Annotated in this window: 15 protein-coding genes and 1 tRNA gene; 10 read left to right on the top strand and 6 right to left on the bottom strand. The window is 71.7% G+C overall.

Annotated features, from left to right (window positions below):
• Positions 1–48: 48 nt before the first annotated feature.
• Positions 49–1299: a sensor domain-containing phosphodiesterase gene (locus tag AC0NZQ_RS06915; RefSeq protein WP_474528948.1), complete on the top strand. Its 1251-nt coding sequence runs from the start codon at positions 49–51 to the stop codon at positions 1297–1299.
• A 75-nt stretch (positions 1300–1374) separates the two neighbouring features.
• Here AC0NZQ_RS06915 and AC0NZQ_RS06920 read toward each other — a convergent pair whose 3' ends face one another.
• Together AC0NZQ_RS06920 and AC0NZQ_RS06925 are read right to left on the bottom strand one after the other, a co-directional pair.
• A complete protein-coding gene (locus tag AC0NZQ_RS06920; protein WP_474528949.1) occupies positions 1375–3663 on the bottom strand; it encodes a HelD family protein in 2289 nt (762 codons plus the stop codon).
• A gap of 39 nt (positions 3664–3702) precedes the next feature.
• Positions 3703–4842 carry a DUF3500 domain-containing protein gene (locus AC0NZQ_RS06925; RefSeq protein WP_474528950.1) on the bottom strand — a complete coding sequence of 380 codons (1140 nt, stop codon included), beginning with the start codon at positions 4840–4842 and terminating at the stop codon, positions 3703–3705.
• An 81-nt stretch (positions 4843–4923) separates the two neighbouring features.
• Here AC0NZQ_RS06925 and AC0NZQ_RS06930 point away from each other — a divergent pair, with 81 nt between their 5' ends.
• The 4 genes from AC0NZQ_RS06930 to AC0NZQ_RS06945 all read left to right on the top strand — a co-directional run bounded on the left by AC0NZQ_RS06930 (position 4924) and on the right by AC0NZQ_RS06945 (position 7224).
• Entirely contained in the window at positions 4924–5244 is a 321-nt protein-coding gene (locus AC0NZQ_RS06930) for a putative quinol monooxygenase (RefSeq protein WP_474528951.1), read from the top strand.
• 94 nt (positions 5245–5338) lie between these two features.
• Positions 5339–6610 (top strand): serine hydrolase domain-containing protein, encoded by a 1272-nt coding sequence (locus AC0NZQ_RS06935; RefSeq protein ID WP_474528952.1) that lies wholly within the window; start codon positions 5339–5341, stop codon positions 6608–6610.
• Position 6611: 1 nt separating this feature from the next.
• Positions 6612–6845 carry a hypothetical protein gene (locus AC0NZQ_RS06940; protein WP_474528953.1) on the top strand — a complete coding sequence of 78 codons (234 nt, stop codon included), beginning with the start codon at positions 6612–6614 and terminating at the stop codon, positions 6843–6845.
• Positions 6846–6876: 31 nt separating this feature from the next.
• The gene (locus AC0NZQ_RS06945; RefSeq protein ID WP_474528954.1) at positions 6877–7224 is read left to right on the top strand and encodes an avidin-fold protein; all 348 of its coding nucleotides are present in this window, start codon (positions 6877–6879) and stop codon (positions 7222–7224) included.
• Positions 7225–7260: 36 nt separating this feature from the next.
• On the opposite strand, the gene AC0NZQ_RS06950 is transcribed toward AC0NZQ_RS06945, so the two are convergent.
• The 3 genes from AC0NZQ_RS06950 to AC0NZQ_RS06960 all read right to left on the bottom strand — a co-directional run bounded on the left by AC0NZQ_RS06950 (position 7261) and on the right by AC0NZQ_RS06960 (position 9786).
• The gene (locus tag AC0NZQ_RS06950) at positions 7261–8145 is read right to left on the bottom strand and encodes an alpha/beta hydrolase (protein WP_474528955.1); all 885 of its coding nucleotides are present in this window, start codon (positions 8143–8145) and stop codon (positions 7261–7263) included.
• A 525-nt stretch (positions 8146–8670) separates the two neighbouring features.
• Entirely contained in the window at positions 8671–9165 is a 495-nt protein-coding gene (locus AC0NZQ_RS06955) for a hypothetical protein (protein ID WP_474528956.1), read from the bottom strand.
• Positions 9166–9713: 548 nt separating this feature from the next.
• Positions 9714–9786 (bottom strand) — tRNA-Arg (locus tag AC0NZQ_RS06960).
• A gap of 106 nt (positions 9787–9892) precedes the next feature.
• Between AC0NZQ_RS06960 and AC0NZQ_RS06965 the strand changes: the two genes are divergently transcribed.
• Positions 9893–10249, top strand: coding sequence for a hypothetical protein (locus AC0NZQ_RS06965; RefSeq protein ID WP_474528957.1), 357 nt, complete (start codon positions 9893–9895; stop codon positions 10247–10249).
• Between the two features lie 9 nt (positions 10250–10258).
• Here AC0NZQ_RS06965 and AC0NZQ_RS06970 read toward each other — a convergent pair whose 3' ends face one another.
• Complete coding sequence (locus AC0NZQ_RS06970) at positions 10259–11908, bottom strand: alpha/beta fold hydrolase (RefSeq protein WP_474528958.1); 1650 nt, start codon at positions 11906–11908, stop codon at positions 10259–10261.
• A 56-nt stretch (positions 11909–11964) separates the two neighbouring features.
• Here AC0NZQ_RS06970 and moaC point away from each other — a divergent pair, with 56 nt between their 5' ends.
• The 4 genes from moaC to AC0NZQ_RS06990 are packed head-to-tail and all read left to right on the top strand — an operon-like array spanning position 11965 to position 13629.
• Complete coding sequence (gene moaC / locus AC0NZQ_RS06975; protein ID WP_474528959.1) at positions 11965–12465, top strand: cyclic pyranopterin monophosphate synthase MoaC; 501 nt, start codon at positions 11965–11967, stop codon at positions 12463–12465.
• Positions 12462–12950: a MogA/MoaB family molybdenum cofactor biosynthesis protein gene (locus AC0NZQ_RS06980; RefSeq protein WP_474528960.1), complete on the top strand. Its 489-nt coding sequence runs from the start codon at positions 12462–12464 to the stop codon at positions 12948–12950. The genes moaC and AC0NZQ_RS06980 overlap by 4 nt, the downstream gene beginning before the upstream one ends.
• Positions 12950–13456 carry a molybdenum cofactor biosynthesis protein MoaE gene (locus AC0NZQ_RS06985; RefSeq protein WP_474528961.1) on the top strand — a complete coding sequence of 169 codons (507 nt, stop codon included), beginning with the start codon at positions 12950–12952 and terminating at the stop codon, positions 13454–13456. The genes AC0NZQ_RS06980 and AC0NZQ_RS06985 overlap by 1 nt, the downstream gene beginning before the upstream one ends.
• Positions 13453–13629, top strand: a complete 177-nt coding sequence (locus AC0NZQ_RS06990) for a hypothetical protein (RefSeq protein WP_474528962.1) — start codon at positions 13453–13455, stop codon at positions 13627–13629. Before AC0NZQ_RS06985 ends, AC0NZQ_RS06990 begins: the two co-directional genes overlap by 4 nt.
• Positions 13630–13664: the final 35 nt, after the last annotated feature.

Below are 13664 nucleotides of genomic sequence, written 5' to 3' on the forward strand. Positions count from 1 at the left end.
ACGGCCGGTCCTGCCTCGCGGCGGGACCGGCCGTCTAACATTCCTCTCATGTCGCGGCCTGCTCCCGAGGCCACCGAACTGGTGGACCGCGCGCTCGCAGCCGCTCCACCCACCGTGCTCTTCCAGCCGGTGGTGGACCTCGGCTCCACGGCGGCGCCGGCGGTCGGGTACGAGGCGCTGGCGCGATGGCCGGCCTCGGTCGGCGCGACGGCCGACCTCTTCCGGGCGGCCGAGCGGACCGACCGCATCGCCGACCTGGACTACGCCTGCCGCAACGCCGCGGTCCGCACCGCTCTCGATGCCGGCATCGACGGCGACACCCTGCTCTTCGTCAACGTGGAGCCGGTGTCGTCGCTGCGCTCGACGGTGGGGTTGGACACCTCGCTGTGGCGCTACGCCGCCCGGACGTTGCGGATCGTCCTCGAGATCACCGAGCGCAAGATCCTCGACGACGCGGCGGCGTTGCTGCTCGCGGTGAAGGAGGCCCGCGACGTCGGCTGGCTGATCGCGGTCGACGACCTCGGTGCCAACCCCGACTCGCTGGCCATGCTGGAGTTCATCCGCCCCGACCTGGTCAAGCTCGATCTCGGCTTCGTGCAACGGTCCATCGACAGTGCCGCCGCCCGGACGTTGCGCGACGTCTCGGCCTACTGCGAGCGGACCGGGGCGACCGTCATCGCCGAGGGGATCGAGACCGAGGAGCACCTGGAGCGGGCGCTCGAGATCGGGGCCGGGCTGGGGCAGGGGTATCTCTTCGGACGCCCCGGCAGCCTGCAGCCGGCGCACGCGGTCTTCCGGCCACGGCCGTTGCCGGAACTGCCGCGTGCCGAGACGCCGTTCCGGCTGCTCAGTGAGCGGCGTGGTTACCGGATCTGCCGCGGGAACGTGCTCCGGCGGCTCAGCGACGATGTCGAGCGGCAGATCGACGAGATGGGCGACGCCCCGATCGTGCTGGCGACGCAGGTCCGTCGCTCCCGGGCTCGCCACGATTTCCTTGCCCGCTACGGCCGCTACGCCGCGACCTCGCCACTGGTCCTGGTGCTGGGTGAGGGCATGCCGGCGGAGCCGGCGCCCCGCGTCCACGGTGCGGCGCTGGCGCCGGGCGATCCGCTCCTCGACGAGTGGGCGATCATCGTCCTCGGGGCGCAGACGGCGGTCGCGCTCACCGCGCAGGACCTCGGCGACGACGGACCCGAGGACGAGCGTCGGTTCCGCTACGCGATGACCCAGGACCGTGACCTCGTCACCGCTGCCGGGGTGTCGCTGCTCAACCGCCTGGTGCGTCCGGAGGCGGACTGACGCCGGCCGCCCCCGCGCAGGCGTGGCTGCGGGCGTGGGTCAGGCTGCGGGCGTGGGTCAGGCGGCGGTCGTCGGTCAGGACGGCGCGAGCCCGGCCGGCAGCGCCTCGTGATGCACCACGTGCAGCCGCTGCGTGGGGCGGGTGAGCGCGACGTAGAGGTCGTTGAGACCGCGCGCCGACTCGGCCACGATGCGGGCCGGCTCGACGATCACCACGGTGTCGAACTCCAAACCCTTGGCCTGCGCGACCGTCAGTACCGACACCGGCGAGCCGAGCGCGTTCGAGTCTGCCGTGACGATGCCCTCGGGCAGCGCCTCGGCGATGGCGGTGGCGCTGTCGTGATGGCCCGCGGCAGAGGTAATCACCGCGACCGTGCCCGCGCCCGCGTCGCGCCACTCCTGCTCGACGATCGCGGCGAGCGCGGTGGTGGCGTACGGCGACTCGTCCAGTCGGGTGAAGCGGGGCTCGTGGCGACCCACCCGCGCCGAGGTCGGGGCCTGCACCGACGAGCCGGCGGCCCGCAGCACCGCGGCGGCGAGGTCCATCACCTGCTCGGGGGTGCGGTAGTTGACGGTGAGCTCGGCCTGACGCCAGCGGTCGCCGACGTGCGGCTCGAAGACCTCCCCCCAGGACGACGCGCCCGCGGCGGAGCCGGTCTGCGCGACATCGCCGACGACGGTGAAGGAGCGCGACGGGCAGCGCCGCATCAGCAGCCGCCACGCCATCGGTGAGAGCTCCTGGGCCTCGTCGACGACGACGTGTCCGAAGGCCCAGGTGCGGTCGGTGTCGGCCTGCTCGGCGACGCTGGTCGCCGAGCGGCTGGCGGCGTAGCGGCTGGCCAGCTGCTCGGCCGTGCCGAACCCGGCGCCACCGAAGGTGTCCTGCACCTGTCGGGCGTACTCGACCTCGGCCCGGCGGTCGGCCTCGGCGCGCGCGGCGGCCGCCGTCGCGCCGGCGGTCTCGTCGGCGCCGAGCAGCTCGGCGGCCTCGTCGAGCAGCGGGACGTCGGCCGGCGTCCAGGGGGCGTCGCGGTCGCGGCGCAGCAGTGCCCGCTCGTCTCGGCTCAGTCGTCCGCCCGCCTCGGCCAACAGCTCCGGCCGGGCGTAGAGATCACGCAGCAGGCGCTCGGGTGGCAGCGGCGGCCAGCACAGGTTCAGCTCGCGGCGGACGTCCCGTGCCGCGTACAGCTCACTCAGCAGTCCCGGCCGCGAGTCGTCGTCGACGTCCACCCCCCGCGCCTCGGCCAGGACGCGCAGCAGGTGCTTCATCACCACGGAGACGAAGGTGCGACGAGCGACGTTGTGCGGTGCCCGCGTCCGCCGGGCGGCCTCTCGTGCCTCGCGGACGTACCGCGGCTGCAGCCGGATGACGGTGCCCTCGATGTCCAGGGGGCGGCCGGAGTCGATCAGGCGCTGCCGGCGCCGTACCGCCTCGGCGATGACCTTCGCCATGCGCAGATCGCCCTTGAGTGCGACCACCTCGGCCGGCTCGGCTGCCGTCGCGACGACGCCGTGATACAGCTCGCCGGGCGTGGACATCACCACCGCGTCGGCCTCGCCGAGTGCGGGGAGCACCTGGTCGATGTAGCGCAGGAAGACGCGGTTGGGGCCGACGAGCAGCACGCCCGAGCGGGCGATGCGCTCGCGATTGGCGTAGAGCAGGAAGGCGGTGCGGTGCAGCGCCACCGCGGTCTTACCGGTGCCGGGACCGCCCTGGACCACGAGCACGCCGGCGAGCGGAGCGCGGATGACAGCGTCCTGGTCACCCTGGATGGTGGCGACGATGTCGCGCATCCGCGGCCCGCGGGCGGCGTCCAGGCTGGCGTACAGCGCCCCTTCGCCGAGGACGGCATGCCCGCCGTCCACCCCGGCGGCCTCGAAGCCCTCGAGGTCCAGCACTTCGTCCTGGATGCCGGTGACCCGACGCCGGGTGGTGGCGATCTGTCGCCGCCGCAACACGTTCTCCGGACGGGCCGCCGTCGCCTGGTAGAACGGCTCGGCGGCGGGGGCGCGCCAGTCGACGAGCAGCTCGTGGCGCTCGCCGGCGTCGTCGGCGTCCGAGAGCCCGATCCGTCCCACGTAGCGCCGCTCGCCGCCGGCCAGGTCGAGGCGGCCGAAGCACATCCGCGCCTCGACGTTCTCCAGCGTCCGCACCCGCTCGCCGTAGAGCCGCATGAAGGCGTCCCGCTCGGCCCGGGCGCCGGGGGTCCCGACGGTGCCGCTGCGCGCCGTCCGGGCCAGCGACTGCTGCGCCTCGGCCAGCAACCGGTCGCGCAACTCGTAGAGCCGGGTGACGTGGGCCTGTTCGAGCGCGAGCTCGGCGGCGAGGATGTCGGCGTCGGACTCCTGCTCTGCTGCCGTCACCACACCTCCCGACTCCTGCGAAAACGGCCGGAGATCAACCTACCGGGTCCGGTGCCGGTGCTCGGCGTGATGCCGGGCCAGCACGTCGAGGCCGAAGTCGGTGCCGGGATCACGCCACACCGAGTGAGCGTGGTTGGCGTCGCGCTGGGTGTTGTCCCATTCGATGAGCAGGCTCGGTCCCTGGAGGCGGTAGTAGTTCGGCGCGCCGGGCTCCAGCGAGCCGGCCCAGGCCACGTGGACGGCGTCCAGAGCGGTCTCGTCGTAGTCCGGCGCGAGGCCGTCGGGCACCCGCAGGAAGTAGGTGTCGAGCAGCGCGCGCAGCGTGGCCCGCTGGTCCGCGTCGAGTTCGGCGGCCGGCACTCCCTTAGGCTGCTCGGTGTACTCGACGGCGGTGTGGTCGGCCTCGTCGTAGTCGGCCGCGGCGTCGATGCGGTCGCTGAGATCCTGCAGCTTGTCCTGCTCCTCGTCGTCGCGGAAGCGCTCGGTGCGCCAGATGCCCGCGAGCGGGATCACCCGGTTGCCCTCGGCAACCGTGGTGCGGTTGGCGGTGACGAAGTCCGAGGGCGCCTTGTCGAGCACGACCGCTCGCTGACGCAGCGGCGGCGACAGCGAAGCCACCAGCTGTCGGGCGAGGTCCTCGACGCGGCCGAGCGGTCGGTTGACCGCGCCACCGAGCAGCGGAGAGCTCGCCGGATCGGCCCCCATGAAGCAGGGGGTGACGGCCACGAGCTCGCCGTCGACGACCAGGTTGTTCAGCGAGACGTGGTGCCCGCCGAAGCGCCAACCCCAGGGTCGCTCGCCACCGGATTCGCCGAAGACCCGCAGGTAGTACATGCCGGGATCCCGGCCCCGCTCCCGGTCGAAGCGGACGGTGAAGTCCTCGACCCGGTCCAGGACGTTCTCCAGCCCCATCGTCGTCGCCACCGTGACGTAGCCGGCCTCGGAGAGTCCGGTGGCGACCAGGCGCATCGCGGCCCGTTGCTGGGCCGGCCGCTGCTCGTGCAGCGTGAGCCCGCCGTGGTCGGTGGGCGTGTAGAACCAGCGGCGACGTTCGTCGTCGGTGGCGTCGTCCGCCGGCACCGCACCGACGGCCGTCGCACGCTGGTCGGCGTCCAGCAGCTCGAGCCAAGCCGCCGCGGCATCGGCCATCGACTCGGCCAGGTCGCGGCGGACGGTCATGCCACGAACCTATCCGTTGTGGCCGGTCGATTGCGTGCAATACGTTGGGTGAGAACCTGTCAGCTGCCGCGAGGAGTCGCCATGCCCACCCCTACCGACGACAACCGGGACCTGCTCACCGTCGTGGCCACGATGACGGCGGCACCGGGCAGGCGCGACGAGCTCAAGCAGGCGCTGCAGGAGCTCGTCCCGCTCACCGTCGCCGAGGACGGCTGCGTCAACTACGACCTGCACCAGGGCGTCGAGAACCCCGACGAGTTCGCCTTCTACGAGAACTGGACCTCGGCGGAGAAGCTGGACGCGCACCTCGCCGCACCGCACCTGGCCGCCTTCGCCGCGCGGCTGGGCGAGCTGCTCGACGACGGCGGGCTCACCATCCGCCGGATGCGGCGCGTCGGCTGACGCGCGGCGCAACGCGACGAGCCGGCCGGGAACCCCTAACGTTGCCCTGATCGACACCACACTCGTCCGTCGCCGCACGCCGTATCGCGGCGTCGTGCCCCGCTGGGCGGACGCGCGGATCCGCCTCCCGCGTGACCTCGACGCCGTCACCACCATCGGCGTCGAGGCGGACCCGGCCTCGGCGGGGCTGCGCCAGCGGGACGTCGAGCGGATGTGGCGCGCCGCCGTCGCGCTGTACCGCACGGGGGTCCACCCGTCCGTCGTCCTCACCGTGCGTCGCCACGGCACGGTCGTGGTCAACCGGGCCATCGGCCATGCGTGGGGCAACGGCCCGTCCGATCCGCCGGACGCGGAGAAGGTGCTGGCCCGGCCGGAGACGCCCTACTGCATCTTCTCCGCGTCGAAGGGCTTCACCGCCACCGTCGTCCACGCGCTGGCCGAGCGCGGCCACTTCGGTCTGGACGATCGCGTCGCCGACTATGTCGAGGGCTACGGACAACGGGGTAAGGCCAACACGACGATCCGACACGTGCTCGGTCACCGGGCCGGCGTGCCGTTCCTGCCGCGGGGCGCGACCGATCTGGGCCGGCTCGCCGACCCGGACTTCATCCGCGACACGATGAGCCGGATGCGGCCGGTGGCGCGGCCGGGCAGCCGGCTGATCTACCACGCGGTGAGCGGCGGGTTCGTGCTGGAAGAGGTCGTGCTCGGTGCCACCGGCCGGAGCCTGCGTGAGCACCTGGCCGAGCTCGTCCTCGATCCGCTGGGCTTCCGGTGGTCCAACTACGGGGTCGCCCCGGCTGACGTCGGGCTCGTCGCGCCGTCCTATCGGACGGGCCCGGTGCTGCTGCCGCCGATCTCGACGTACGTGTCGCGGGTCCTGGGTGCCTCGCTGAGTGAGGTCGTCACGATGTCCGGGGACCCGCGATTCCTCACCGGCGTCATCCCGTCGGCCAATGTCGTGAGCACCGCCGAGGAGACCGCTCGCTTCTACGACGTCCTGGCCCACGGCGGCACGCTGGACGGGGTGCAGGTGCTGCGGCCGGAGTCGCTGCGCGGGGCCACCACGACCTCGGCCCACCTCGAACCCGATCTGGGGTTGGGCGGACTGCCGGTGCGTTACGGCGCGGGCTACATGCTCGGCGCCGAGCGGCTGTCCATCTTCGGCCAGCACGCCGACCGTGCCTTCGGCCACGTCGGGCTCATGAACGTCCTCGGCTGGGCCGACCCGGAACGCGCGCTGGCGGCCTCGCTCATGACCTCGGGCAAGGTCATCCTCTACGAGGGCCTGCCACGCTGGCTCGCCGTCCCCGGCGTGATCGCCGCCCTCGTGCCGAAGGTGCCGAGGGCCGACATCCCGTTCTGACGTGACCGTGACGCATACCGGCCGGGCCGGAACCGGCGGCACGGGCGGCTGCGAACCCGTGAGCATGCTCGAAGAACACGCCCGCAGGTACAAGACGGCAGTAGTGCTCCTGGCCACGGGGCAGGGGTGCAGCCTCACCGAGGCGGTCGAGCTGATCGACCTCGCCGTCCTCGAACTCGACGAGCCCGCAGCGCACATCGCCTCCTACGTCCGGACCTTCGGCGAGCTGCCCTGAAGGCTCGCGGCGCGGCTGCTTCGATGGCGGCATGATCCCCAGCCTCGACGGCCGCACCCTCGTCGGTGTCAGCAACTCCGGCGACGGCGAGGTGGACGCCGCGACCTCGTTCAGCTATCACGAGCGCGACGGGTTGATCTGGGCGGAGTACGCCGGCGGCGAGATCCGGCTCGGTCGCCTCGCCGGGACCCGATGCGGCGACCTGCTGGACTTCCGCTACGTCCACGTCTCGGCCGACGGCACGAGTAGCGGTGGCCACTGCACCGCCCGCCTGGAACTACTGGCCGATGGCCGGCTCCGCTCACACGAGTCGTGGCGCTGGGAGTCGCGGCCGGGGTCCGGGGAGAGCGTCGTGGAGGAGGTGCCGCGGCGGTCGTGACCCGGCTTCGTCAGTGGTGCGACGGGCGGGCTGGGGTCACCACTGGGCGACGATCCACTGCCGCAGCGCGTAGGCCCGCGAGCCGCCGTCGATGAGCACCGAGGAGGCGTGCCCGACGCCCGGCACGTGCTTGACGACGCTGCCGATGCCCTTCGCCGCGAGCAACGAGGCGTACTCGTCTGGCGTCGACTGCGGGACGACGGTGTCGTCGTCGCCCATCGCCATGTACACCGGCGGCATCCCGGCGGCGAGACGCGTCTCGGGCATGAAGGCGCGCCAATTGGTCAGGCACTGCGAGCCCGGTGTCGCCTGCGCGTAGGTGCAGCCCATCATCGCGGCCTCACGGTCGCAGAGTCCGCCGGTGCCGCAGCCGCTGGTCACGGTCTGGGGTCGCAGCACACCGGAGGCGCTGACGATGCTGGAGACGCCGGCGTGGCCCGCGGCGAACTGTGCCATGTGGCCGCCGGCGCTGAAGCCGTAGACGGTGCCGTGATCGGGGTCCAGGCCGAAGGTCGAGGTATGGGCCATGATCCAGTTGAGCGCCGCGTTGACGTCGTTCTTCTGCTGGTCCCACGTCACGCTCGAGCCGCGGCGGTACTCCATGTTGAAGACCTGCCAGCCCGCGCCGTAGAACATGTCGACCGCGTCCTGGACAGAGGCGCGCGTGCCGTTGATCCACGACCCGCCATGGATGGTGAGCACCCACGGTGCGCCGCTGCGGCACGAGAGCGTCGTCGCCGTCAGCTGCTCCTGCGCCGGGCTGGGATTGGCGTACTGGAAGTCGTCGACCTGCTTGACGCAGGCGGCCGGCTGCGATGCGGGCTGCGCTGTCACCGCCCGCGCTCCGTTCTGCGACGGTGTGGACGCCAGGGCGGCCACCGCGGCCGACAGGATGCAGAGCGCGCTGAAGATCCGGGTCACGTGCGGACGCTAGCAGCGCCGGCCGTTGTGTGCCGGACTCTTGTGGCGCGTGATGACACGTGTGTAACTTCCGCGAGGGGAGCTGATCTGACGGACCGCGAAGCCCTGTACCCACATCGCGGGTGCGGAGTTTCCTCGCGTCCGACCGCTGGCCGGCGGGCGTCAGGGCGGGTAGGGCCGTAGGCCGCTGTGAGGCCTCGCGACGTGGCCCCGACAGGATTCGAACGTGTGGCACCAGGTTTGGGCGAGTGCTCGACCTATGAACCATTGGCGCGGCCAATGTGCGACTGCTTTGGGTGGCCGGTGTCAGGTCGAGGTCATCACGTCACGGCCCCTACCGGGCGGACGTTTCGCGAGCGTCCGACTGCCCGTGCCGAGCTCGATCAATCGGTCTGCCGGCTCTGGGGACGTTGTTGTGTTGAGCAGGCGTGGTCATCGCTCTCGTTTGTCCCGCGAGCACTTTCTCGCAGCCCGAGATCGTCAACCGTCCCGCCCTCGTGAGGGCGGGACGGTTGACCGCTCGGCTCAGCATTCTGGTCGTTTCACCGCCGTGTGATTCCCGGCGAAGGAGTAGAGCCCCACCTCGTAAAGGCCCCCTATCTGGGAGACGACCCGAGTGCTCTGGTCGAGGAAGTCTCTCCACGCCTCGGCTTCGGTTTCGACGATGCCTCTGACCGCACCCGTACAGCTATTCGCCCGATACTCAAAGATCCAGCCGTCCTGGCCGTTACTGGAGCCGGTCGAGGCCACTTGGTGCCCCCCTTGGAAAGTGACCAGGACCTGGAAATAATTTGTTTTATCGCCCACGGCCATCTGCGTGTACGCGGAGGTGCCTCTATAGCCGCGCAGGTGGCCTGCCGAACTCTCGGTCATCCACTCGTACTGACTGGTGTACTCCACGACGGTGCTACTGCCGCCTGCGTACTTATAAATAGTGTAAAAACGTCCGCAACCGCTGTCGCCGCAAATGGTGTTGGCACTGGCCGAAGACGGCCATCCGAATGAAAGCGCGATGGTCATGAGGGACACCGCCGCGCCGGCTAATACCCTTGTGACGCCCCGATGCGACATTGCGGCCACCCTTCTGTGCATCACTGACGCTTACCTGTTGTAAGCGTATTCTCAGCATGGCTGGACCAAATCTATATGCGTGTATCTGTCAGGGCAAGACCGGCGCGAGCCGAGCGGCACCTTCGGCGCGGAATGGTGGGATTCCGAACCTGACCCGACTTCTCGGGCCTGCGAGGGCCATGTGGTGCCTGGTCTCGGCTTCGCTGCGTACCGACGAGGCGGCATAGAAGATGGGTGCATACCACTCGCCGCCGCTCAGCGGGGCCTTGCGCTGGGTTCCGATCGATGTTTCGGCCAGTCAGTCGTGACCGTCAGCAAGGCTTCATTGTGAGCACGGTGGGGTGACTTCGTCGATTTCGCGGCTTTCGAGGACCCAGCCGTTGCACATGGCCACCGCTCGGTTCTGACGAAGTCCTAGCTAGACATGTCTCGCCCGAGCCCTCGGTTAGACCGTTGGCCCAAGGCGCGTGCCGAGCCCATCCTGCGTCTCGCCAACGTGCCCCCGACAGGATTCGAACCTGTGACACCCGCTTTAGGAGAGCGGTGCTCTATCCCCTGAGCTACGAGGGCGGGGACCCTGCGAGGCTACCGGGTCGTGCGGCGAGACGCTGATCACTCCGGCCCGATGGAACACCCGCGCAACCTCGGGGCAACAGCCGCCGTTGACCCTCATGTGATGACGACGCGCTCCGGTTCCCGTCGGTACTTCCTCGCGGAGGAGACGGCGGCGCGGCCGCGCTTCGATCCCGCGCTGTCGGTGCGGGAGAACGCGCAGCGGATCGCGGCCTGGGAATGGGGCGGCCGGCGGGTCGAGCAGGCGGCGGCACTGGCCGACGAGCTGATCGTCACCGACGCCGCGGATGCTGCGGCCTGGACCGCAGCCGTCCTCTGCGCTGTTGCCGCCGACGGCGGCCGTGACCAGGCGCGGGGCTGGAGTCGCACCCTCACTGCCCTGTCGGAGATGACCGGCGTCCCGCGCGAGGAGATGATCGCGCGTCGCGATCAGCTGCCCGGGTTGCGCGCCTCGGCCTGAGGCATCGCCTCAGCCGATCGGGACGCTGATCGACGCCGGCGCCGCAGCGGTGGAGGAGACCGTGACTCGCGTGCCGGCCGGTGCCGCCTGTGACCACCACGGCTCGACCGTGTCGATCACCAGGGCGAGCTGGTGCCCGGCCGGCAGCGTCCAGTCGATCGGTTCGAGCTGCACGTTCACTCGCTTGGCCGTTCCGCCACTCAGTCCCGTCACCGTCACCGGCGTCATCGCCATCAGCCGACCGACCCCGCCCGGTGCGGTGTCGTAGAGGTAGGCGTACAGCGACACGGCGGGGGCGTTCGCGGCGACCGACAGCCGGTACGTCACCGAGCCCAACACCCGCGCCGGCGAACCTGTCGGTCCCGCGGCCCAGACGAAGGCGCGGTCCGGGGAGAGCCCGGCCACCGAGGTGAAGGGCAGCACGTACTTGTCCGGCGCCACGAACTGGCTGCCCCCGATCTGCGCACCCGAGTCCTGTCCCACCGTCAGGGACGCCTGCCACGCCGAGGCCGAGGGCACGATCGACACCGCCGCCGGCGTCGGGGCGGCCAGTGACTGGGTGATGCGGCCGGGCGCGGGCCAGGACCGGAACCCCGCGAGCTGCTTGGTGGTGACGTCCTGCAGCTGGACCGGCTGCTGCTCGTCGATGCCGTTGTCCTTGCCGCCCAGGTAGTGCTCGAGCCAGGCGTAGGCGGCGTCACCCAGCGCGCTGCGCCGGCCGGCGAGCAGCGGCTGCTCGGGGCCGGTGTGATCACCGAGCGAGAGCTGCAATCGCTTCGGCGTGGTGAGCCGGTCGAAGAACCCGACCAGGGGCGCCGGGGTCAGCAGCGAATCCTCCCAGCCGTTGCCGATCATGATGGCCGGACGATTGCGGTTCAGCTGATCCAGATACGTGACGGGGGAGCGGGGCCGGGCGAAGCGGTCGAAGCGGGGGCCGTTGTCGACCGGGTTCACTCGCAGCCGGGCGGCGAGCTCCGTCAGTTCCGGCGCCGCCCGCGGCACCGTCAGCAGCCCGTTGAGGCCGATGGCGTTCGCGGTGCGGTTGGTGTCCAGGGCGGCGGCGAGGTCCGTCCAGGTGCTCAGCGCCACCACGGCACGCACCCGGCGGTCCGCGGCTGCGGTGAGCAGCGAGATCCCGCCGCCGTAGGAGACCCCGAGCATCCCGATCCGCGTCGGGTCGGCGGCGGTGTGGCGCAGTGCCCAGTCGATCACCGTCCGTGCGTCGGCCCGGGTCTTCTCGCCGGCGAGGTCCACCTCGCCGCCGGAGTCCTTGAAACCGCGCTGGGTGTAGGAGACCGTCACGAACCCGGCCGCGGTGAGGGTCTTGGCCACCGCGACGTACTCGGTGCGGTCGGCGTTGTAGCTGGCCGGCATCACCACGAGCGGGTGACGGCCGCCGCCGGTGGGCTGGGTGACCAGCGCGGCCAGCCCCACCCCGTCGGCGGCCGTGATCGACGCCGCGCCGTCCGGGGTGCTGCCCGCGTCGCTGTCGGAGGAGTTGCGCCGGACGGCGACGACGGCCAGCACCGCTGCGACCAGGACCGCCACGGCCAGCACGATCAGCAGCGGCCGTCGACCACGCCCCGCCGGCGAGTCCGCCGGCGCGGGCGACGGCGTCTCCGGGGACGGGCGGGGACGGTCGTGCGGGGGAACGGACACCCGGCCATGATGCCCGCAAGGGCCGCCGCGTGCCCGCTGGCCGCTACTGTCGGCGGGTGGCTTCCGAGACTGCCCCCCACCCCACCGCCGCGGCCCTGACCCACGTCGACGAGCAGGGCGCAGCGCGGATGGTCGACGTCTCGGCCAAGGACGTCACCACCCGCACCGCCTCGGCGACGGGTCGCTTCGAGACGACCGCCGAGGTCATCGGCCTGCTGCGGCGCGACGGCCTGCCCAAGGGCGACGCCCTCGCCGTGGCGCGCATCGCCGGCATCGCCGCGGCCAAACGGACGCCGGATCTGGTCCCGCTCTGCCATCCCGTGGCACTGCACGGCGTGAGCGTGGACCTCGAGCTGGACGAGACCGGCGTGACCATCACCGCGACCACGCGCACCGCCGACCGCACCGGAGTCGAGATGGAGGCGCTGACCAGCGTGGTCACCGCCGGGCTCGCCCTCTACGACATGGTGAAGGCCGTCGATCGCGGGGCGCGGCTGACCGACGTCCGGCTGCTGAGCAAGGACGGCGGCCGGTCCGGACCCTGGCACGCGTCGTGAAGGCCGCCGTCATCACCTGCTCGAATCGATCGGCGAGCGGCGAACGCGCTGACGACAGCGGCGAGATGCTCGTCGCGGGGCTCAGCGGGATGGGGCACGAGATCGTGCTGCGCCGCATCGTCCCCGACGAGGTCGGGCAGATCCGGGACGCGGTCACCGCGGCACTCGCCGCCGGCGCCCGAGCGGTCATCACCACCGGCGGCACCGGCATGACGCCCACCGACGTCACACCGGAGGCGATCGGGCCGCTGCTGGAACGCCAGGTGCCCGGCATCGCCGAGACCTTGCGAGCCGTCTCGCGCGACCGCGTGCCGACCTCGGTGCTGTCGCGCGGCGTCGCCGGGACCATCGGGGCCGCCCTCGTCGTCACGCTGCCGGGATCGCCCGGCGGGGTGAAGGACGGCCTCGCCGTGCTCGGACCCCTGCTCGACCACGCCGTCGACCAGCTCGGCGGCGGCGACCATCGACCCGGCGGAGGCGTCTGATGACCGACCCCATCCCTGATCCGCTGCTGCGACTCGCCGAGGCCCAGGTCCACGACGACGGTGCCGGCGCGGCTGCGTCCCGCGAGCCGAAGGTCCGGATCGCCGTCGTCACCGACACACCGCTGGATCTGCTCGCCCACGAGCGAGCCGTCGCCCTCCCCACCGCGGGCGCGCACGTCGTCTTCCAGGGGGTCGTCCGGGATCACGACCACGGCCGTACCGTCGTCGACCTGGACTACGAAGGCCACCCGACCGCGACCCGGATCATCCGCGAGGTCGCCGACGAGATCGCCGACGACCCCGCCGTCCTCGCCGTGGCCGTGAGCCACCGGATCGGGTCACTGCGGATCGGCGACGTGGCCTTGGTCGCCGCGGTCGCCACCGCGCACCGTGGTCAGGCGTTCGCTGCCTGCGCCCGGCTAGTGGACGAGGTCAAGGCGCGGCTGCCGATCTGGAAGCGACAGACCTTCGACGACGGCACCGACGAGTGGGTGAACTGCCCGTGACCGGGGAGACGCCGCGTCGTCCGGCCGCCCCGGACCGGGACGACGAGCCCGTGCTGCCGTCCCGCTCTCGTGACGACTCCGACGTGGGCTGGGGCGACGAACGCTCCGAGCGTGCCGGCGAGCGCGACGAGGAGTGGTACCGGCGGGAACGCCCGCCGCACCACGGCGACTGAGTCGCGGCGCGCTCGGGCGTCCCCGCCGAATCCCC

The organism is Jatrophihabitans sp. sgz311053, from assembly GCF_056135305.1.

Coding starts and splice junctions, on each gene's coding strand:
- AC0NZQ_RS06985 (WP_474528961.1), top strand. CDS start 12,950: ATGACCGACCCCATCCCTGATCCGCTGCTGCGACTCGCCGAGGCCCAG.
- AC0NZQ_RS06965 (WP_474528957.1), top strand. CDS start 9,893: ATGACGACGCGCTCCGGTTCCCGTCGGTACTTCCTCGCGGAGGAGACG.
- AC0NZQ_RS06925 (WP_474528950.1), bottom strand. CDS start 4,842: ATGACCGTCCGCCGCGACCTGGCCGAGTCGATGGCCGATGCCGCGGCG.
- AC0NZQ_RS06945 (WP_474528954.1), top strand. CDS start 6,877: ATGATCCCCAGCCTCGACGGCCGCACCCTCGTCGGTGTCAGCAACTCC.
- AC0NZQ_RS06955 (WP_474528956.1), bottom strand. CDS start 9,165: ATGACCATCGCGCTTTCATTCGGATGGCCGTCTTCGGCCAGTGCCAAC.
- AC0NZQ_RS06915 (WP_474528948.1), top strand. CDS start 49: ATGTCGCGGCCTGCTCCCGAGGCCACCGAACTGGTGGACCGCGCGCTC.
- AC0NZQ_RS06930 (WP_474528951.1), top strand. CDS start 4,924: ATGCCCACCCCTACCGACGACAACCGGGACCTGCTCACCGTCGTGGCC.